This is a genomic window from Janthinobacterium sp. 1_2014MBL_MicDiv (assembly GCF_001865675.1).
In the GTDB taxonomy this organism is placed as follows: Bacteria; Pseudomonadota; Gammaproteobacteria; order Burkholderiales; family Burkholderiaceae_D; genus Janthinobacterium.
The window spans coordinates 1,246,815-1,264,923 of record NZ_CP011319.1 but is presented as its reverse complement, the minus strand read 5'-3'; the positions used below and the strand labels follow the sequence as shown (position 1 = coordinate 1,264,923).

The window sequence follows — 18,109 nt, the reverse complement described above, 5'->3', positions numbered from 1 at the left end:
GCGCGCGCTGGTCCACCGCCAAAGGAGCTGCCATGTATAAGAAAATTCTGATCGCCACGGACGGTTCCACCGTCTCCAACCTGACCGCCTGCGCCGGTGTCGCCTTTGCCGAACAGATGCACGCCGACATCCTCGCCGTGTACGTGGCGCCGGAATACCAGTATCCCGTGTACATCGAAATCATCCCGCCCAGCTATCCCAGCGAAGAGGAATACCGCATCGCCATGCGCAAGGCGGGCGGCGACCACTGGCAGCCGATCCTCGATGCGGCCGCCAAGCGGGGCCTGGAGGCGACGGGCCTGACGGCCTTTTCCGACAGTCCTGCCCTGAAAATCGTGGAAGTGGCGCAACTCCAGCACTGCGACCTGATCTTCATGGGCTCGCACGGCCGCAGCGGCTGGGGCCAGTTGCTGCTGGGCAGCGTGACCAACAAGGTGCTGTCGCATTCGAAGCTGCCCGTGCTGGTGCACAGGCTGATCAAGGAACCGCAGCCCAAATGAGGAGTCCCATGACAGGGAGAGGCTGCGCACCGGCAGCTTGAGAAAAGGGCAAGCCCGCAGCCATTTTCAGTTAATATGACAATATTTCTCGTTTCTTAACATTTGACTGTCCGGTAACGGACACAGCAGATTGCACGCTTCCAGATTGCCCGCCTATGATACGCATTGTGATTGCCGACGACCACACCATCATGCGCGAAGGATTGAAGCGCATCCTCGACGGCGCGCCGGACATCGACATCGTGGGCGAAGCCATCGATGGCTTTGAAGTACTCAACCATGTGCGCCAGGGCGGCTTCGACCTGCTGCTGCTCGACCTGTCGATGCCTGGCCGCAGCGGCGTCGACCTGATCCGCCAGATCCGCAGCGAAGCGCCGAAGCTGGCCATCCTCATCCTCACCATGCACGAGGAAGAGCAATATGCGGTGCGCGCCATCCGCGCCGGCGCGCAAGGCTACCTGACGAAGGAAAGCGCGGGCACGCAGCTGGTGGGCGCCATCCACAAGGTGGCATCGGGGCGCCCCTATATCAGCGCCGAGGTGGCCGAGCAGCTGGTGCTCAACATCATGATGCCGAATGAAAGCTTGTTGCACAAACAGCTGTCGGACCGCGAATTCGAAGTGTTTTCCCTGCTGGTGGCAGGCAAGTCGATCACCGAGATCGCCAACAACCTGCACCTGAGCGTGAAGACGGTCAGCACGCACAAGACACGCATCATGCAAAAGATGGGCATGAGTTCCTTGTCGGAAATGGTGCAATACGCGGTAGCCCACCGGCTGCTGTCCCCCTTCAAGACCTGACAGCCGGTCTCGGCCGGCGGCGCACGACCGCCGGCAACTGTAGGAACAATCCTACTTCCCCTACCGCAGCTCCTACCGCCATATTCAGCCACTGCTGATATGAATTCCATACGCTTGTTGGCATACTGAAACCAGTAATCAAGTTGCTGGGAAGTTATTTCATCACACAGCAAGTCTTCAGCGAATTGAGCATTAACTGCCAGGACGCGCGCCGCAGACCCTCGCGCCGTGCCCGCCGCCCTGGCGCATTCCGTCATTCAACTCTGAACTACCTGTCACCAGGAGATGAACATGCTGTCCACGCACACGTCTGAAACCCGCCCTGCCTCGTCGCCGCTGGCCCCATCGACCCCGATGGAAGCGGGACGCCAGCGCCAGGGGCGGCTGTGGTCGAACCTGAAGGAGGTATGCGATCTGCTGCATATCTCCAGCGCCTGCACCATCGCCGCCGACGAGCTGCTGTTCCAGCACGTGCAATTCAAGACGGGGCAGCGCGTGCACACGATCGGCCAGCCGTTCGACACCCTGTACATCGTCAACTCGGGCTTCCTGAAAACCGTCCTCATCGATGAGTTCGGCAATGAACAGGTACTGAGCTTTCCCATGAAAGGCGACATGCTGGGCGTCGACGGCATCCACTCGCGCCACTATTCCTCGGAAGCCGTGGCCCTGTCCGACTGCGACCTGATCCTGCTGCCATTCAAGAAGCTCACGGCGCTGGGCCGTGTCCACATGGAGCTGGAAAACGTCATGTACGGCGTGATGAGCCGCGAACTGGTGCGCGAACAGGCCATGATCGGCATGCTGGGCGCCCTCAGCGCCGAGGCGCGCGTGGCCCGCTTCCTCGTCTCGCTGGCCGACCGCTTCGCGCAGATGGGTTATTCGAGCAAACTGTTCAACCTGCGCATGACGCGCCATGAAATCGGCAGCTACCTGGGCCTGACGCTGGAAACGGTCAGCCGCACCCTGTCCGCCTTCAACGAGATCGGCCTGATCACCGTCGACCAGCGCACCATCGGCATCAAGGACCCGGAAGCGCTGAAAACCCTGCGCCGCCTGCCGCCCTCGCGCTCGCGCGCCAAGCAGCTGGCCGCCGCCAAGCTCAAGGCCGACACGGCCGCCGCGGCCGACGTCTCGGCGCAATTGCTGGCCACCATTTGAGATAGGACCATCCCTCTTTCTTCAAGCTTGGCACAGGCTTGACCCGGCTGCGGCGCGCAACGCCGTTCCGGGTCTTTTTTGCCGCCCTCCCCGCACGCGCCTTCCGGGCGCCTCCCCTGCAGCGCAGCCGCGCCAGCATTTCTACTGCGCAATGAACTTGCGTGCCATGCCGCACTAAAAAAGCGCGGATTCGCCACAAATAAGCCTTGCTTTTCGGGCCACATTCAACAATAATGCAAATACGAATCATTCTCAACTGAGACAAAGAAAGCCCAACATGCAAAGCTCAAAACCAGCCTTGATCCAGGATGCCGCCAGCGCCCACGTCCGCCCTCCCGTCAGCGTGGCGCAGCCGGCGCGCCGCATCACCAGCGAAGCGCTGCTGCAACAGGGCCGCGAAGTGGAGATTGAACACAGCGGCAAGATTTACCGCCTGCGCGTCACCCAATTGAACAAGCTGATCCTGACTGCCTGATCCAGCAACGCAGCCAGCCACCACACTCGCCAGCCAGTCGTGCCCTTCGTGGGCGCCAGCCAGCCAAACCACCGCACAGGAGCGTTTGATGGCGACCGACCGACCTTCTTCGAAGTTTTCTGCCGTGAATGGGCAACAGCCTGAGTTGATGCTGTCGGCCGTGCTGCACCTGATGTCGCATTACCATGCGGGCAGCGCCGAACAGGCGCCGTGTCCGCAACTGGCGTCCGTGATCGAACGCCATCTGCAAGTGCTGTCCGGCCTGCCCGACCTGGGGCCGGTGCTGCAAGCCACTTGCCAGCAACTGTCGCAACAATGGGCCGCGCTCGTCGCGCTGCAGCGGCCCATGCCACCGAAAAGCACGCTCCTCGAACGACTGGCACGCATGCTGAGCGCCAAGCGCCCCGCTTCGCCGCTGCCGCAATAAACACCATCTCCACCGCCCAACAGGATATCGCCATGTGTGACAAAGACAAGTCCCTGCCCGTCATCAGCAATTGTTCCAGCGGCGAGGCCGATACGGCCGCGCTTGCCTCACGCCGCCGGCGGCTGTGGGAACTGTCGCATACCTGCCATTGCCCGCTGGTCGGCGTCGGCTTGCCGCTCGGTTACTTGCGCAAGCTGGTCGGCAAGATGACGGGCGGGCGCGTGCTGGCCGACGATTACGAAGTGCACGTGGGCGCCGTGACGGAATGCGGCGCGCGCAACCGCCTGTCGGAAGCACTGCAAAAGGAACTCGAACGCCGCTACGCTCCCGTGATCCTGCGCTTTCGCGGCGCCAAGACGACGGAACAGGTGGCCCAGCTGTGGCGCACGGCCGTCGCCAATGGCGACGTGTCGGGCGCCTTCTGGGCCGGGCTGACGCACCCGCGCTGCGACGCCGAGCTGGAAGAGCAGATGTGCCGCGACCTGCACATGATCCAGCACCAGGCCGGCGCCTGCGTGCGCGCCGACATGGGCAAATTTACGGCCTTGCAGGAAGAAAATACACGCCTGACGCACGAACTGGCCAAGCTGCAACAGCGCAGCCAGGCCATGCTGCTGGAAAAGACGGGCGACCTGGAACGCCAGGAAGCCGTGCTGCTGCGCACGCGGGCCGAATCGATCGGCAAGGATAGCGTGATCGACGGCTTGCGCGCCGAACTGGCGCAATTGCAGGCGGCCATCCCGGCGCTGGAATCGCGCACGCGCCTGGTCGAGCGCCTGGCGCAGATGGATGAACGCGAAAAGGAATTGCGCCAGCAAATCACGGAATTGAAGCAGGCCCAGCCGCGCCCCGGCGCCGCCGCGCCGCCGCCCGCACCGAAGCTGGAAGTGCCCACGGGCGGCAAGCTGAAGATGCCGATCCGCCTCGTCGATCAAAGCGTGCTGTGCGTAGGTGGACGCAGCGGCAATGTCGCCACCTACCGCGCCCTGATCGAACGCGTCGGCGCGCAGTTCGCCCACCACGACGGCGGCCTGGAAGACAATGCCAACCTGCTCGATTCGAGCCTGGCGGCGGCCGACCTGGTGATTTGCCAGACCGGCTGCATCAGCCACAGCGCCTACTGGCGCGTGAAGGATTACTGCAAGCGCACGGGCAAGCGCTGCGTCTTCATCGACAACCCCAGCATCTCCAGCCTGGCGCGCGGCTTGCAGGAAGTGAGCGGCGAGATGGAACCGGCCGCGCTGGACGCTGCCGAGTAAGACCAGCCACGGGCGGCGGATGCCGCCCGCAGCGCCGCTATGCCTGCAGCTCGCGCTCGATGGCGTCGCGCAGCAGTGCGTCGTCGACCGTGGTGTCGGGCGCGAAACGCCCCACCACCTTGCCCTCCTTGCTGATCAAGAACTTCTCGAAGTTCCACAGCACGTCGTCCGGCTGCTCCTGCGTGATGCCGTAGCCGGCCAGCTTGGCGCGGAAATCGCTGCCCGGCTTTTCCTGCGCGCGCGGCTGCTCCTGCACCAGGCGCTGGTACAGCGGATGCTGGCCCGGGCCCTTGACGACGATCTTTTCAAACATGGGAAATTGCACGCCGAAGGTGCCACGGCAAAAGTCAGCGATCTCGTCGTTGCCGCCCGGCTCCTGCGCGCCGAATTCATTGGCGGGAAAACCGGCCACCACGAGGCCGTCGGCCTGTTTGTCTTCATACAGTTTTTCCAGCCCCGCATACTGCGGCGTCAGGCCGCAGGCGGAAGCCACGTTGACCACCAGCACGACCTTGCCGCGATACGCGTCCAGGCTGCTGGCTTCGCCATTGATGCGGCGCAAGGGAATGTCGTAGATACTCTCGCTCATGATGGTACTCCCTGGGTGAAACAGCCATCATAGCCGCCTGCGCGCGAACGCGCTGGCGCCGGAAAAAAATCAGTAGACGTCGCGCCGGTAGCGCCCTTCGGCCGCCAGCGCGTCGAGCGCGGGCCGGCCCAGCATTTCCTGCAGCGCCTGGTCGACGCCGCCCGCCATGCCGGCCAGGCTGCCGCAAATGTAGATGGCGGCGCCCTGCTCCAGCCAGAGCTTGACTTCGTCGGCATTGCCGCGCAGGCGGTCCTGCACGTAGGTCCGCTCGGCCTGGTCGCGCGAAAACGCCAGGTCCAGGCGCGGCAGATCGCCGCTGGCATGCCAGCGTTCAATTTCTTCGCGGTAATGGAAATCGTGGGCCGCGTTGCGCTCGCCAAAGATCAGCCAATTGCGCCGCTGGCCCGCCAGCACGCGGCTTTTCAGGTGGCCGCGCAAGCCGGCGATGCCGCTGCCATTGCCGATCAGTATCAGGGGGCGCCGGGCATTGTCTTCCAGGCGGAAACGCCGGTGCTGGCGCAGGCGCAGCTGCACCACGTCGCCGATGGCCGCTTGCGCCGTCAGCCAGCCCGACGCCAGGCCCAGGCTGCCGTCCGGATGCGCATGCTGGCGCACCAGCAGGTGCACGCCGCCATCGCGCGGGACCGAGGCGATCGAATATTCGCGCGGCTGCGACGGCTCGAGCGGCGCGGCCACCTGCACCAGGTCGCCCGACTGCCACTCCGGCAAGCTGCCTGCGGCCGGCGCCAGCTCCACGTGATAGATGGCGCCGCCGGCGCTGCCCGGGTTGAGCAAGCGCCTGTGCGTCAGGCGCCAGTCGCCGAAGGCCGGCGCGCTCCAGTCTGGCGCATCGCTGGTGCCGGCCAGGTGGCTCAGGTGCTGGAACCATTGCTCGATAGCGGCGCTGGCGCTGCGGTCGACCTCGATGCGTTCGAACAGGCGCGCCGCACCCTGCGCCGCCAGCCAGGCTTCGAGCGCGCGGCCAAAGCCGCAGAAGTGGCCATAGCTGCGGTCGCCCAGGGCCAGCACGGCGTAATGCAATTGCGGCAGCGCCAGCTCGCCCGTCATCAGGCGGCCCATGAAGGCGGCCGCATTGTCGGGGGCATCGCCTTCGCCATAGGTGCTGACCAGGAACAAGGCCCGTTCCGCTTGTTGCAGATCAATGGCCGTCAGTTCGGCCAGCGCGCACAGGCGCACGGGAATGCCGGCCAGTTGCAGGCTGTGCGCCGTTTGCGTGGCCAGTTCCTCGGCATTGCCCGTCTGGCTCGCATACGCCACCAGCCAGGGACGGTTGTTGGCCAGCGCGGCCCTGGCGGCATCGGACGCGCGGCGCCGGGCGCGCGCGCGCAGCCAGGGCGCCAGGCAGACGCCCGCGTAACTGAGGGACAGGGCGGCCAGCAAGGCCAGCCGCGTCGTATCGTGCGTAAAAATCATGGAAATAAACTGTTCATTCGTCGAGCATGGCCCGCATATGGCTGCTCAAAAATTCGCGGTAGCCGCGCCCGTCGCGCTGCAGGAAGCGCGCGGCCAGGCCCTGTTCCTCGGCCAGCGCCATGCCGGCCTCGGCACCCAGCACGGTCAGGGCCGTCGACCAGGCATCGGCCGCCATGCATTGCGCATGCACGACGGTGACGGAAGCGAGTTGATTGGCGATCGGCATGCCGCTGCGCGGGTCGATCGTATGCGAAAAGCGCGCCGTACCGTCCTGGAAGAAACGCCGGTAGTCGCCCGAGGTCGCCACCGACAGGCCATGCAGCGCCAGCATCATTTCCGCCGGCTGCTGCCCCGCCTCGGCGCCATCGACCTGTTCCAGCATGACCCACCACGGCTGGCCGTCGGGCTTGCTGCCGGCGCCGCGCAGCTCGCCGCCCACTTCCACCAGGTAATGGCCGATGCCCTGGCTGTCGAGGTAGCGGGCCAGGCGGTCCACGCCATAGCCCTTGGCGATGGCCGACAAATCCAGCTGCAAGCCGCCGGGCTGGCGCGCGCGGCGGGCCGGCAAGTCCAGCTCCAGGCGGCGCCGCTGGCGCTGCGACAGCAGCAAGGCGACGGTATCGTGCTTGGGGGGAAGAAAACCGGGCTCGTCATACCGGTGGCTGGGGCCGAAGCCCCACAGGTTGACGAGGGCGCCCGCGCACGGATCGTAGGCGCCGCCGGATGCCTGCGCCACCTGCATGGCAAACTCCAGCACCTCGCAAAAGGCGGCGGGCAAGCTGTGCCAGCTGCCCGGCTCGGCCCGGTTGAAGCGGCCCAGGTCCGAGTCTTCGCTCCAGTGGCTCATTTGCGCGACGACCAGGTCCAGCTGCTGCTGCAAGCCCTGCTGCAGGTCGGCGCTGCCGGCACGTCCCGGCATGGCGGCATCGACCAGGCGCACCGACCAGCTGGTGCCCATCGACAGGCCGCGCAGATCCCGGATCGCGGCGCCGGGCGGCGCCAGCTGATCGGAAATATGCTGCGGTAGCAGGACCCGGCGCATCGGCGCTCTCGCTCGCGAAGATACCGCCGCTTACTGCGGCAGCACTTCCACGGTGGCCGCGTACGTCATGCGGCGCTCGGGCATGGCTGGTGCCTGGCCGGCGGCTGCCGGAGCGGCTGCAGGCCAGGTGCTGCTCAGGTAATACATGCCGGCGGCCGGCACGGTGAAGGTGATTTCGCCCTTGGCATCCGTGCTCTGGCGGATTTCGCCGAGCACGCCGCGATAGCGCACGCCGCCTGGCACGAGGCTGAACGCCTGATTCGCCGCCGGCTTGCCGTCGACCAGGAAACGCCATGTGGCTTTCTCACCCGCGCGCAAGTCGTTCGGATGGGTGACCGGCACGAATTCCAGGCCCACGCCCGTCGGCTTGAATACTTCCGTGCTGGTTTCGCCATTGCTGAAGAAGGTTTCCAGGCGCGCTGCCGTGCGCGTGACTTTCACGTCTTGCGCATCGGCCGGCAAGTCTTTCTTGAAGGTTTCCTCGTTGCCGCGGAAGCGCTTCTGTTCGCCATTTTGCTTGTAGCTGGCCATCACGTTCTGCGACACGATGGCCGCCTTGTAGGTACCCGGCTTTTCCATCTTGACGTCGAAGACGCTGCGCAGACGGCCCGTGACGGTGTTCGCCGGCGCCACTTTCGCGCCGTCCGGGCCGATGACTTGCAGAGCGTCCAGGCGCAGCGGCTGGTGGTCGATCTCGAACAGGCCGTCGGAGACGGCGGCATCCACCGTCACCCAGGCGTCCTTGCTTTCCACCATCGTGCTCGATGGCACCATCCAGCCACGGTGGGCGTGGGCGTTCATGGCCAGGCCGGCCAGGGCCAGCGCGAGCAATGGCTTGTTCAGTTGTTTCAACATGATGGTGCGCCTTTATGGTTTGAGTTGGACGACGACATTAGCGAGTTCTTCCTTGCCCTTGGCAGGCACGGCCAGGGCTGCCTTCACGGGCCACTGGAACGGCACGCGCACCAGTTCGCGTCCGCCCGCTTCGCGCGCCGCTTCCACCACCAGCTGGTACTCACCGGCCGGCAACTTGTCGAGCAGGGCTTTCGCGCCGGGGAAGGTCAGGGTATGTTCGCCGGGCGCGCGCGTGGCGCCGCTGACGCCGTCGACAGGCATGGCCAAGTCGCGGCCGCTCTTGCGCCACCATTGACGCATGTCCTTCAGCCACTTTTCACCGGCCTTGTCCTTCTTTTTCACGTCATACAGCACGGCCAAGTTGCCAACCACCTTCTGGTCGGCCGTTTCCAGCCAGGCCGCCACGTAAGGACGATGGTACTCGGCCACGTTCAGTTGTGGGATTTCAATCTTGAGGGCCAGGTCGGCCGCCATCGCCGAAGTGCCGATCAGGGGAAGGCCAAGCGCCAGGGAGTAGCGTAATTTCATGGTGTGCCTGTAAAAAGTAAGGATAAAAACGATCAGTGGATAAACAGCAAGGCGATCGCGCAGGGTATCAGGATACCGAGGCCAACCATCGGCCAGGTAAATGGCCGGTTGGCCGCATGGAACTTCAAAATCAGCAAGCCGGTCAGGCAGAACACGATGCAGGCGGCGGCAAAGATGTCGATGAACCAGCTCCAGGCCACGCCCGTGTTGCGGCCCTTGTGGACATCGTTGAGCCAGGACACCCAGCCCCGGTCCGTCAATTCATATTCGGCGGCGCCATCTTCCAGGCCGATGCGCACCCAGGCGTCGCCGCCCGCCTTGGGCAGCGGCAGATACACTTCGTCGATGCTCCATTCGGCGGGACGGCCGCCCGCGTTGAGCGACCACTGCTGCTTGAGCCAGGTTTCGGCGGCGGCGGGCATCGGGGCGTTGGCGCCATCGTGCTTGGCGGCATACGCGGCCAGTTCCGTGACCAGCGGCGCCGGCAATGCGGCCTTCTGCCGCGTGATCGCCGGCTTGGATTCGATCTGGCCGGCGTGATTGAGGGTGATGCCGGTGATGGCGAACAGAAACATGCCCAGCAGGCACAGCGCCGAGCTGATCCAGTGCCATTGGTGCAAATTCTTCAGCCAGACGGCGCGGCTGGCATTGTTCCTGGCCTTGTCTGCGGCGCCCGCGTTAGCCATGGTCCGCTCCCGGCAAGGAGCGCGCCAGGTGGCGCGACAAGTCATTGTGCTTCATTCCCATCCTTCAATCAGAGTCCATGCGCAAAGTATCCAACAAATGATAATGATTATCATTTATTAAGTCAATACATGGGAGCCGGCGCAAGGGCGGCGTTTTGTAACAGCTTTGAAACAAAGCGCGCCCACTACGTAAGCTGCCGTACAGAGCCATTCGCGGGCTCCACCTATGCTGTTGTTCAGGACAACCACGACGGGAGCACACCATGCCACTGTATTCCAGCGAACAACTGGCCAGCATCGCCGACAAGATCAAGAGCGTCAAGTTCGGCATGCTCACCACCAGCGACGACACGCGCACTCTCACCAGCCGGCCACTGACGCAGCAGCAGGTCGACGGCGAGGGCCGGATCTGGTTTTTCGTTTCAGACGAGGCCGCTTATACGCGCGACTTGCTGAACAACCCGCAAGTCAATGTCAGCTTCGTCGATACGGGCGACAGCCTGTACGTGTCCGTCTGCGGCCATGCGGAATTGCTGAAGGACCGCGCCAAGGCGGAAGAGCTGTGGAGCCCGCTGATGAAAGCGTGGTTCCCGGGCGGACTCGACGATCCGAAGCTGTCGCTGATCAAGGTGACGATACAGTCGGCCGAATACTGGGATAGCAGCGCCAGCAAGATGACGCAATTCTTCGAGATGGCCAAGGCTGCCATCACGGGGGAGACGCCGAAGGACTTGGGAGAACATGGCCGCATCGACCTGTAGCGGAACGCAGTAAAAATATTTTACCCGGGTGTTATTAACTCAATTTAATCCGGGTAAAATTACCTGCATGTTCACCCACTGGAGACCAGACATGCACGCACCCGCCCAACTGACCGCCTTTGCCGGCAAACACAAGGTGGCCGCCGGCCCCTTGCATGCGGTGGCGCGCCTGTTGAAAGAATGGGTCACGCGCGACCCCGCCGCGCAAATCCTGATTTTCGACGACGCCACGGGCAGCCAGGTGGACTTGAACCTGCATGGCAGCCTGGAACAGGTATTGCAGCGCTTGCCCCAGCCGCGCGTCGAGACGCCGGCGCAGGAAGACCAGACGCCCGTTCCTGCGCGCACGGCGGGCCGGCCGAAGCTGGGCGTGGTGGCGCGCGAAATCACCTTGCTGCCGCGCCACTGGGAATGGCTGGCGACGCAACCGGGCGGCGCTTCCGTGGCCTTGCGCAAGCTGGTGGAGCACGCGCAGCGCGACAACAAGGCGGCCGATGAACAGCGCCAGGCGCGCGAAGCGGCCTACAAGTTCATGAGCGCGCTGGCCGGCGACGCGGCAGGATTCGAGGAAGCAAGCCGCGCCCTGTTCGCGGGCCGGCAGCCGGCCTTCCTTGTCTGCGTGCAGGATTGGCCAGCCGACGTGCGCGAACACGTCTTGCGGCTGGCCCAGCGGGGATGGTCCGACAGTTAAAAGATGGGCGGAAAAGTCAGACGCCGGTACTGCCCGTCGTGTCGGGCGCATCATCGGCGCTCTGCCGGTTCTGGCCAGCCACGCCGGACTGGTGATGCGGCAAGCGGTCGGCGCGCCGCACCTCGCCGATGGAAAACAGATCGTCGCCGATATCAAGGCCCTGCTCGCTATCGACCAGCACAAAGCTTTCGGCAGCGTCGACCGTCGTGCTTTGCTTGCTGCCCGCCGTGGACGGCGTGCCGCCCTGGCTATTGCCCGGATACGGCGTGTTGGAATTGCCCATCATTTTCTCCCTGAGAGTTGCCTGCGAGTGGGCTGCGGACCCGGCGATAAACCTGCTTGCCAGCGCAGCTATTTCATCATAGTCCATGCCTGCTGCATTGCATCAAAATTTTTCCGCTGCCGAAAAAATGCAGGAAAATGTAGACGCATGCGTAACGGCCGGCGGAAATGCCTGCTTCCCGCCAGCCATGCTCACGACGCCATAAAGCCTGCCTATTTAGCCTGCCTATTTGTTGCGCGAGCCGGAACCGGAACTTGAGCCGGCACCGCCACTTTGCTTGCTGGCGTTGTCGCGGCTACCCTCCTGGTTCATGCTGGCGTTGTCGCGCGAGCCTCCCGAACTGGCGGCGCTTTGCCGGTTCGCGTCATTTTTATGGCTTTGGCTGCCCGCGCGGCGCGCCTCTTCCGACGTGAATTCATGCGCCGTGCCTTTTTCATGCGCGGCCCGTCCGCCTTCGCTGGCGATTTCACGCTGCTGGGCGGGGTCCATGGAAGCGAAGCCGCGTTTGCTGGTATCGCTTTGCTTGTTGCCGCCACTGCTGGCGCTGCCGCTTTTACTACCTTGCTGTTTATTGTCGCTCGATGTGGCCATGATGATCTCCTTGATCGATAGAACCGGAAAACAGTGCAAACCATGCAATTCGTCCCCTCGCATGGCAAGGGAATCCTCATCTTAGTGCGCACATGGGCCGCAAGAAATAGGAGGATGGCAAGCGCTGATGTAGGATGAGTCCCGCCCCCGGTGGCATAGTTACATCAAAATAAATACCATAAGTACCATGCCGCATCAGGTCATGGCGGAATGCGGAAAATCGCCGTGTCGGCCGTCACGTAGACGCTCTCGCCGGCGCCCGGCCGCACGGCGTGGCCCCCGGTAAACGCGCCAAACGACGGCAGGATGGCGCGCGATGGCCCCAGCAGGAAACACGGCAGGCGCAGGCCACCCGCTGCCGCGCGCAGATGAAATACGGGATGCACGTGGCCGGCCAGCACATAGCCGGGCGCCACGGTGTCCGGATGGTGGCAAAAGGACAAGGCGCCCACGGTATGCGGCTCATCCACCATGCGGATGCGCAGCGCGGAGGCCGGGTCGCCCGCATGCACATCGTGGTTGCCGCGCACCAGGGTCAGGCGCAAGCGCGGATGGCGCGCGCGCCATGCCTGCATGGCCGCCACGGTGGCCGCCGCGTGGGCGGCGCGCGCATGCAGGAAGTCGCCGAGAAAGACAATTTCCTCGCAGGCATGGGCGGCCAGCAAGGCGTCGAGCGCCTGCAGGTTTTGCGTCGTGGTGCCACGCGGCACCGGCACGCCCAGCGCGCGGAAGGCGGCCGCCTTGCCGAAATGGATGTCGGCCACGACCATCATCCTGCGCGCCGGCCAATACACGGCCTTGTGCGCCAGCAGCCAAAGGCTCTCGCCCGCCAGCTCCACCGCGCAATGCGCTTGCCGCTGGCCGTTCATGCGGCCGCCTTTTCCAGCGCGCTCACCAGGCGTGCCACGCGGTCCGACAATTTTTCCGTCGTCAGCTGTTCGCGGAAGCGCTCGACCATCAGGCCGAAGGCAAACGGCGTAGCCCGTTCCAGCGCTTGCAGGCTGATCCGCCTGCCCTGCAGCTCCTGCAGGGTGGCGCGCAGCCGCGTCAGTTCCAGCTCCTGCTCCAGCACTTCGCGCTGCGCCTGGCTCAGCAGCAAATTGGCCGCATCGTGCTTGCGGAACACTTCAAAGAACAGCGACGACGACGCCTGCAGCTGGCGCGCGCTTTTCGGCTGGCCCGGATAGCCCTGGAACACGAGGCCGGCGATGCGCGCGATTTCACGGAAGCGCCGCTGCGACAGTTCCGTCGCGTTCAGGCTGGCCAGCACGTCTTCCAGCAGATGGTCGGTGCTGAACAGGTCCAGCCCGGCGCCCGTGGACGCGTCGAACAGCGGCGCATAATCGGGCTCGCCGGCGCACAGCAACTCCAGGCCGTAATCGTTGACGGCGATGGAAAACGTGGCCGACTGCACGCGGGCGATGCGGTAGGCTAGCAGCGACGCCAGGCCCAGGTGCACGGAGCGGCCCGCGAACGGATACACGAACAAATGCCGGCCCTCGCGGCTGGCCAGGGTTTCCACCAGCAGGGTGGCGCGCGTGGGCAGGGCGGACCAGCGCGCCTGGATGGCCAGCAGCGGCGCCAGCGCGCGCATTTCCGGCCCGCTGGCGCAGCCCTGCTGCGCCAGTTGCAGCTGGTCCAGCACGGCGTGCGCCAGTTCCGACGACAGCGGCATCTTGCCGCCCTGCCAGCGCGGCACGGCGCCGCGGCTGCCCGTGGCGCGCCGCACATAGGCCGTCATCTCGTGCACGCGCACGAATTCCAGGATGCGCCCGCCAAACAAAAAATGATCGCCCTGCTTCAGGCGCGCAATGAACGATTCCTCGATGCTGCCGATCCGCCCGCCGCCCATGAACTTGACCTGGATCGCCGCTTCCGACACGATGGTGCCGATGGCCATGCGGTGGCGCCGCGCCAGCGCCGCATCCGGCACGCGGTACACGCCGTCGTCGTCGGGCAGCACGCGCCGGTATTCCGGGTACGCGGTGAGGCTTTGCCCGCCGCGCGCGACGAAATCGAGCGCCCATTGCCACTCGTCCGGACTCAAGTGGCGATACGACCAGGCCGCGCGCACTTCCGCATACAGTTCAAGCGCGCGAAAACCGCCGCCCAGCGCCACCGTCACCAGGTGCTGCACCAGCACGTCGAGCGGCCTGTCCGGCACGGGTCGCGCCTCGAGCTGGCCCTGCGCCAGCGCCGCGCGGGCGCCGGCCGCTTCCAGCAGTTCCAGGCTGTTGGTGGGCACCAGGGTCACGCGCGAGATGCGCCCCGGCGCATGGCCGCTGCGCCCGGCCCGCTGCACCAGGCGCGCGATGCCCTTCGCGCTGCCCACTTGCAGCACCCGCTCGACGGGCAGGAAATCCACGCCCAGGTCCAGGCTGGACGTGCAGACCACGGCTTTCAGCGCTCCCGTCTTCAGGTGCTGCTCGACCCATTCGCGCACCGCGCGGTCCAGCGAGCCGTGGTGCAGGGCGATCAGGCCCGCCCAGTCGGGCCGCGCATCGAGCAGGTGCTGGTACCACAGTTCCGCCTGCGAACGCGTGTTGGTAAACACCAGGGTGGTGGCGCTGCCTTCGATTTCGGCGATCAGGGGCTGCAGCATCTGGATACCCAGGTGGCCGCCCCAGGGAAAGCGCGTGGGATGGACGGGGATCAAGCTGTCGACGACGATGCGCTTGCGCACCTTGCCTTCGACCAGCACGCCGTCGTTTTCCTCCCCCAGCAGCACGTCCTGCGCCTGGCGCAAATTGCCCAGGGTGGCCGACAGTCCCCACGTCATCACGGCTGCGTTCCAGCGGCGCAGACGGGCCAGCGCCAGCTGCACCTGCACGCCGCGCTTGCTGCCCATCAATTCGTGCCACTCGTCGACGATCACCGTTTCCAGCAAGCCAAAACGTGCCTGGGCATCCGCCTGGCTCAGCATCAACGACAGGCTTTCCGGCGTCGTCACGAGCACCTCGGGCCAGGCTTTCGCCTGGCGGGCCCGCTGTGCGGCGCTGGTATCGCCCGTGCGCGCCTCGATGCGCCAGCCGGGAGCAAGATCGGCGCCCGACGCCTGCAGCGCGCGCACGGTGTCGGCCGCCAGCGCACGCATGGGCGTGATCCACAGCACGCGCAAGCCCTGCTTGCGGCCCTGTTTTCCGCCCCGGCCTTGCAGCCGCTCGGCGCGCAGCAAGGCGCCGAACCACACGGCGTACGTCTTGCCGGAGCCCGTGCTGGCGTGCAGCAAACCCGAGCTGCCCTGCGCGGCGGTGCGCCAGACGGCGCGCTGGAATGGAAACACCGTCCAGCCGCGTCCGGAAAACCACGCGTCGATGCGCTGCGCCAGCGCGCTCTTGCTCATGTATCGCCTCTCATGCGGCACTGGCCAGCAGCGCCTGCAGGGTGGCCAGCGTGTCGGCGTCGGCGATGGCCTTGTCTTCGCGGCGGCGCAGGATGCGCGGGAAGCGCACGGCGATGCCCGCCTTGTGCCGACTCGAGGCGGCAATGCCCTCGAAGCCGATCTCGAAGACCATGGTCGGCTTGACGCTGCGCACGGGGCCGAATTTCTCGATGGTCGTCTTGCGGATGGCCGCGTCGACTTGCGCGATCTGCGCATCGGTCAAGCCCGAATACGCCTTGGCGAACGGCACCAGCTTGCGCTCGCCCTCCCCTGCTGCATCCCACACGGCAAACGTATAGTCGGTGTACAGCGAGGCGCGCCGGCCGTGGCCTGCCTGGGCGTAGATCAGCACGGCGTCGACGGCATAGGGATCGATCTTCCACTTCCACCAGGTGCCCACGTCCTTCGTGCGCCCCACGCCATATGCGGCCGACATGGCCTTGAGCATCATGCCTTCCACGCCGCGCGCGCGCGATTCCGCGCGGATGGCGGCCAGCGCCTCCCAGCTGTCGGCGGCGATGCGCGGCGACAAACGCAGCGCGGGAGAAGCCACGCCGGCGACCAGCGTTTCCAGCAGCGCCCTGCGTTCGCGCTGCGGCAGGTGGCGGATATCGACGCCATCGAGTTCCAGCACGTCGTAGGCCACCAGCACGGCCGGCAATTCCATCAAGAGCTTGGGCGATACCGTCTTGCGGCCCATGCGCTTTTGCAGGTCGGCAAATGGCGCCGGTACGTCGCCCGGTTGCCAGATGAGGATTTCGCCATCGAGCACGCAGCCCTCCGGCAGGGACAGCTGCGCCAGTTCGGGAAAGCGCTCGGTGATCAGTTCCTCGCCGCGCGACCACAGCCAGCTGGCGCCGTCGCGGCGCAGCAGCTGCGCGCGCATGCCGTCGTATTTCCACTCGACCAGCCAGTCGGCCACGTCGCCCAGGCTGGCCGGCGTGGCTTGCAGCGGGTGCGCGAGGAAGAACGGGTATGGCTGGCCGCCGCGCAGCGCATGCTCGTCGTCCGATTGCGCGCCGATCAGTTTGAGAAAACCCGCGCCCGTGGGACTGACCTTGCCATCGGTCCAGCCCATCAGGCGCTGCGCGACCAGCTTGCTGTCGATGGCGGCGATGCCGGCCAGCGCGCGCGTCACCAGCAGCTTCGACACGCCGACGCGAAAGCCGCCGCCTATCAGTTTGACGAGCAGGAAGCGTTCGCGCGTTTCCAGCTCGTCCCAGTACGCCAGCAAGGCTGCGCGGATGGCTTCCGGCGCCGCGCCGCGCAACGGCGCGATGCGCCGCTCGACCCACTCGGCCAGGCCGATGTCGCTGCGGCGCGTGGGCGCGGGCAGGATCAGGGCGATGGTTTCCGCCAGGTCGCCGACTGCGTGATAGGCCTCGTCGAACAGCCAGGCGTCGAGGCCCGCGCATTCGGTCGCATAGTCGCGCAGCAGCTTGGTGGGCACGGCCTGGCGCGGCTTGCCGCCGGCGAGGAAATACACGGCCCAGGCCGCATCTTCGGGCATGGCGCGGCGAAAGTAGGCTTGCAGCGCGGCCAGCTTGCGGCCGGTGGACGTGGTTTCGTCGAGTTCCGCGTACAGCAGGGCAAATTCACGCATGGGGCGCGCCCTCCTGCGCCGTCGCCGAGGCCGCATCGGCGCCATCGTCGGCCTCGTCGTCGCCATACTCCGTGTCGAAGCCGCCCGCCTGCCAGCCGTTCTGCTGCAGCCAGCGCACCATCACGGGAATCGAGCCATGCGTGACGATGATGCGTTCGGCCTGCGTGGCCGTGATGGCTTGCATCAGGCCGGGCCAGTCCGCATGGTCGGACAGCACGAAGCCGCGGTCCACGCCACGCCGCCGGCGCGCGCCGCGCAGCAGCATCCAGCCGCTGGCGAACGCATCGCTGTAATCGCCGAAGCGCTTCATCCACGGCGAGCCGGCCGCCGATGGCGGCGCGATCACCATGGCCGTCTTCAAGGCGGCCTTGTCCGTGACATCGCCCACCATGACGGTAGCGGGCAAGGCCACGCCCGATTCGCGGTAGACCTGCGTCAATACCTGCGCCGCGCCATGGCAGATAATGGGACCGATGGCGGCGTCAAGGCCCGCCAGGATGCGTTGCGCCTTGCCGAAGGCATAGCAGAACAGCACGCTGGTGCGCCCCTCGGCCGCGTTCCTGCGCCACCACTGATTGATCTCGTCGTTGATTTCCTGCGGTGCCTGCCAGCGGTAGATGGGCAGGCCGAATGTCGATTCCGTGATGAACGTGTCGCAGCGCACGGGCTCGAATGGCGCACAGGTGGGATCGGGCTGCAGCTTGTAGTCGCCGGACGCCACCCAGACCTGGCCGCCGTGTTCCATGCGCACCTGGGCCGAACCGAGCACGTGGCCGGCCGGATGCAGCGACACCGTCACGCCGTGATGGTCGACGGTCTCGCCATACGCGAGGCCCTGGATGGATACCGGCCCCAGGCGCGCGCGCAGCACCGCCACGCCACTGGCCGCGCACAGGTAGTGCCGGTGTCCGACGCGCGCATGGTCGGCATGCGCATGCGTGATGATGGCGCGCTCGACGGGTCGCCACGGATCAATGTAGAACTGCCCCGGCACGCAATACAGGCCTTCCTTGCGCACCACCACCATGTCTGCCATGCCTCG

At 65.7% G+C, this 18,109-nt stretch carries 20 protein-coding genes; 8 read left to right on the top strand and 12 right to left on the bottom strand.

What is annotated here, in order from left to right; all coding sequences use genetic code 11:
- Positions 1 to 32 precede the first annotated feature (32 nt).
- The 6 genes from YQ44_RS05560 (at position 33) to YQ44_RS05535 (ending at position 4,622) form a co-directional block, all read left to right on the top strand.
- Positions 33 to 500: a universal stress protein gene (locus YQ44_RS05560; RefSeq protein ID WP_071322533.1), complete on the top strand. Its 468-nt coding sequence runs from the start codon at positions 33 to 35 to the stop codon at positions 498 to 500.
- 155 nt (positions 501 to 655) lie between these two features.
- Positions 656 to 1,300: a response regulator gene (locus tag YQ44_RS05555; RefSeq protein WP_034750556.1), complete on the top strand. Its 645-nt coding sequence runs from the start codon at positions 656 to 658 to the stop codon at positions 1,298 to 1,300.
- A 354-nt stretch (positions 1,301 to 1,654) separates the two neighbouring features.
- A complete protein-coding gene (locus tag YQ44_RS05550) occupies positions 1,655 to 2,461 on the top strand; it encodes a Crp/Fnr family transcriptional regulator (protein WP_071326277.1) in 807 nt (268 codons plus the stop codon).
- Between the two features lie 277 nt (positions 2,462 to 2,738).
- Positions 2,739 to 2,936, top strand: coding sequence for a hemin uptake protein HemP (gene hemP / locus YQ44_RS05545; RefSeq protein ID WP_071322532.1), 198 nt, complete (start codon positions 2,739 to 2,741; stop codon positions 2,934 to 2,936).
- An 88-nt stretch (positions 2,937 to 3,024) separates the two neighbouring features.
- Positions 3,025 to 3,363, top strand: coding sequence for a hypothetical protein (locus YQ44_RS05540; protein WP_071322531.1), 339 nt, complete (start codon positions 3,025 to 3,027; stop codon positions 3,361 to 3,363).
- 32 nt (positions 3,364 to 3,395) lie between these two features.
- Complete coding sequence (locus YQ44_RS05535; protein WP_083411660.1) at positions 3,396 to 4,622, top strand: DUF2325 domain-containing protein; 1,227 nt, start codon at positions 3,396 to 3,398, stop codon at positions 4,620 to 4,622.
- Positions 4,623 to 4,659: 37 nt separating this feature from the next.
- Here YQ44_RS05535 and YQ44_RS05530 read toward each other — a convergent pair whose 3' ends face one another.
- From YQ44_RS05530 to YQ44_RS05505, 6 genes are all read right to left on the bottom strand, one after another.
- A complete protein-coding gene (locus YQ44_RS05530) occupies positions 4,660 to 5,211 on the bottom strand; it encodes a glutathione peroxidase (protein ID WP_071322530.1) in 552 nt (183 codons plus the stop codon).
- Positions 5,212 to 5,280: 69 nt separating this feature from the next.
- Positions 5,281 to 6,645 carry a sulfite reductase subunit alpha gene (locus YQ44_RS05525; protein WP_071322529.1) on the bottom strand — a complete coding sequence of 455 codons (1,365 nt, stop codon included), beginning with the start codon at positions 6,643 to 6,645 and terminating at the stop codon, positions 5,281 to 5,283.
- A 13-nt stretch (positions 6,646 to 6,658) separates the two neighbouring features.
- Positions 6,659 to 7,687 carry an FAD:protein FMN transferase gene (locus YQ44_RS05520; protein ID WP_071322528.1) on the bottom strand — a complete coding sequence of 343 codons (1,029 nt, stop codon included), beginning with the start codon at positions 7,685 to 7,687 and terminating at the stop codon, positions 6,659 to 6,661.
- Positions 7,688 to 7,717: 30 nt separating this feature from the next.
- The gene (locus YQ44_RS05515; RefSeq protein WP_071322527.1) at positions 7,718 to 8,542 is read right to left on the bottom strand and encodes a DUF4198 domain-containing protein; all 825 of its coding nucleotides are present in this window, start codon (positions 8,540 to 8,542) and stop codon (positions 7,718 to 7,720) included.
- A 12-nt stretch (positions 8,543 to 8,554) separates the two neighbouring features.
- The gene (locus tag YQ44_RS05510; RefSeq protein WP_071322526.1) at positions 8,555 to 9,070 is read right to left on the bottom strand and encodes a DUF2271 domain-containing protein; all 516 of its coding nucleotides are present in this window, start codon (positions 9,068 to 9,070) and stop codon (positions 8,555 to 8,557) included.
- 32 nt (positions 9,071 to 9,102) lie between these two features.
- Entirely contained in the window at positions 9,103 to 9,756 is a 654-nt protein-coding gene (locus YQ44_RS05505; RefSeq protein WP_071322525.1) for a PepSY-associated TM helix domain-containing protein, read from the bottom strand.
- Positions 9,757 to 10,019: 263 nt separating this feature from the next.
- Here YQ44_RS05505 and YQ44_RS05500 point away from each other — a divergent pair, with 263 nt between their 5' ends.
- A complete protein-coding gene (locus tag YQ44_RS05500) occupies positions 10,020 to 10,517 on the top strand; it encodes a pyridoxamine 5'-phosphate oxidase family protein (RefSeq protein WP_071322524.1) in 498 nt (165 codons plus the stop codon).
- A gap of 91 nt (positions 10,518 to 10,608) precedes the next feature.
- Positions 10,609 to 11,208 carry a DUF2239 family protein gene (locus YQ44_RS05495; RefSeq protein ID WP_071322523.1) on the top strand — a complete coding sequence of 200 codons (600 nt, stop codon included), beginning with the start codon at positions 10,609 to 10,611 and terminating at the stop codon, positions 11,206 to 11,208.
- Positions 11,209 to 11,224: 16 nt separating this feature from the next.
- Here YQ44_RS05495 and YQ44_RS05490 read toward each other — a convergent pair whose 3' ends face one another.
- From YQ44_RS05490 to YQ44_RS05465, 6 genes are all read right to left on the bottom strand, one after another.
- On the bottom strand, positions 11,225 to 11,494 hold the full coding sequence (locus YQ44_RS05490; RefSeq protein WP_071322522.1) for a hypothetical protein: 270 nt from the start codon (positions 11,492 to 11,494) through the stop codon (positions 11,225 to 11,227).
- 222 nt (positions 11,495 to 11,716) lie between these two features.
- A complete protein-coding gene (locus YQ44_RS05485; protein WP_071322521.1) occupies positions 11,717 to 12,082 on the bottom strand; it encodes a KGG domain-containing protein in 366 nt (121 codons plus the stop codon).
- A gap of 200 nt (positions 12,083 to 12,282) precedes the next feature.
- Complete coding sequence (pdeM, locus tag YQ44_RS05480; RefSeq protein ID WP_071322520.1) at positions 12,283 to 12,951, bottom strand: ligase-associated DNA damage response endonuclease PdeM; 669 nt, start codon at positions 12,949 to 12,951, stop codon at positions 12,283 to 12,285.
- Positions 12,948 to 15,425, bottom strand: coding sequence for a ligase-associated DNA damage response DEXH box helicase (locus tag YQ44_RS05475; RefSeq protein ID WP_071322519.1), 2,478 nt, complete (start codon positions 15,423 to 15,425; stop codon positions 12,948 to 12,950). The genes pdeM and YQ44_RS05475 overlap by 4 nt, the downstream gene beginning before the upstream one ends.
- 10 nt (positions 15,426 to 15,435) lie before the next feature.
- Positions 15,436 to 17,067, bottom strand: coding sequence for an ATP-dependent DNA ligase (locus YQ44_RS05470; protein ID WP_156894699.1), 1,632 nt, complete (start codon positions 17,065 to 17,067; stop codon positions 15,436 to 15,438).
- Positions 17,060 to 18,103, bottom strand: a complete 1,044-nt coding sequence (locus tag YQ44_RS05465) for a ligase-associated DNA damage response exonuclease (RefSeq protein WP_071322517.1) — start codon at positions 18,101 to 18,103, stop codon at positions 17,060 to 17,062. Before YQ44_RS05465 ends, YQ44_RS05470 begins: the two co-directional genes overlap by 8 nt.
- Positions 18,104 to 18,109 lie beyond the last annotated feature (6 nt).

Excerpts from the sequence above, each read along its gene's own strand:
- YQ44_RS05510 (WP_071322526.1), bottom strand. The coding sequence starts at position 9,070 with ATGAAATTACGCTACTCCCTGGCGCTTGGCCTTCCCCTGATCGGCACT.
- YQ44_RS05515 (WP_071322527.1), bottom strand. The coding sequence starts at position 8,542 with ATGTTGAAACAACTGAACAAGCCATTGCTCGCGCTGGCCCTGGCCGGC.
- YQ44_RS05485 (WP_071322521.1), bottom strand. The coding sequence starts at position 12,082 with ATGGCCACATCGAGCGACAATAAACAGCAAGGTAGTAAAAGCGGCAGC.
- YQ44_RS05560 (WP_071322533.1), top strand. The coding sequence starts at position 33 with ATGTATAAGAAAATTCTGATCGCCACGGACGGTTCCACCGTCTCCAAC.
- YQ44_RS05505 (WP_071322525.1), bottom strand. The coding sequence starts at position 9,756 with ATGGCTAACGCGGGCGCCGCAGACAAGGCCAGGAACAATGCCAGCCGC.
- YQ44_RS05525 (WP_071322529.1), bottom strand. The coding sequence starts at position 6,645 with ATGATTTTTACGCACGATACGACGCGGCTGGCCTTGCTGGCCGCCCTG.
- YQ44_RS05465 (WP_071322517.1), bottom strand. The coding sequence starts at position 18,103 with ATGGCAGACATGGTGGTGGTGCGCAAGGAAGGCCTGTATTGCGTGCCG.
- YQ44_RS05490 (WP_071322522.1), bottom strand. The coding sequence starts at position 11,494 with ATGATGGGCAATTCCAACACGCCGTATCCGGGCAATAGCCAGGGCGGC.
- pdeM (WP_071322520.1), bottom strand. The coding sequence starts at position 12,951 with ATGAACGGCCAGCGGCAAGCGCATTGCGCGGTGGAGCTGGCGGGCGAG.
- YQ44_RS05550 (WP_071326277.1), top strand. The coding sequence starts at position 1,655 with ATGGAAGCGGGACGCCAGCGCCAGGGGCGGCTGTGGTCGAACCTGAAG.
- YQ44_RS05540 (WP_071322531.1), top strand. The coding sequence starts at position 3,025 with ATGGCGACCGACCGACCTTCTTCGAAGTTTTCTGCCGTGAATGGGCAA.
- YQ44_RS05535 (WP_083411660.1), top strand. The coding sequence starts at position 3,396 with ATGTGTGACAAAGACAAGTCCCTGCCCGTCATCAGCAATTGTTCCAGC.
- hemP (WP_071322532.1), top strand. The coding sequence starts at position 2,739 with ATGCAAAGCTCAAAACCAGCCTTGATCCAGGATGCCGCCAGCGCCCAC.
- YQ44_RS05520 (WP_071322528.1), bottom strand. The coding sequence starts at position 7,687 with ATGCGCCGGGTCCTGCTACCGCAGCATATTTCCGATCAGCTGGCGCCG.
- YQ44_RS05530 (WP_071322530.1), bottom strand. The coding sequence starts at position 5,211 with ATGAGCGAGAGTATCTACGACATTCCCTTGCGCCGCATCAATGGCGAA.
- YQ44_RS05500 (WP_071322524.1), top strand. The coding sequence starts at position 10,020 with ATGCCACTGTATTCCAGCGAACAACTGGCCAGCATCGCCGACAAGATC.
- YQ44_RS05475 (WP_071322519.1), bottom strand. The coding sequence starts at position 15,425 with ATGAGCAAGAGCGCGCTGGCGCAGCGCATCGACGCGTGGTTTTCCGGA.
- YQ44_RS05495 (WP_071322523.1), top strand. The coding sequence starts at position 10,609 with ATGCACGCACCCGCCCAACTGACCGCCTTTGCCGGCAAACACAAGGTG.
- YQ44_RS05555 (WP_034750556.1), top strand. The coding sequence starts at position 656 with ATGATACGCATTGTGATTGCCGACGACCACACCATCATGCGCGAAGGA.
- YQ44_RS05470 (WP_156894699.1), bottom strand. The coding sequence starts at position 17,067 with ATGCGTGAATTTGCCCTGCTGTACGCGGAACTCGACGAAACCACGTCC.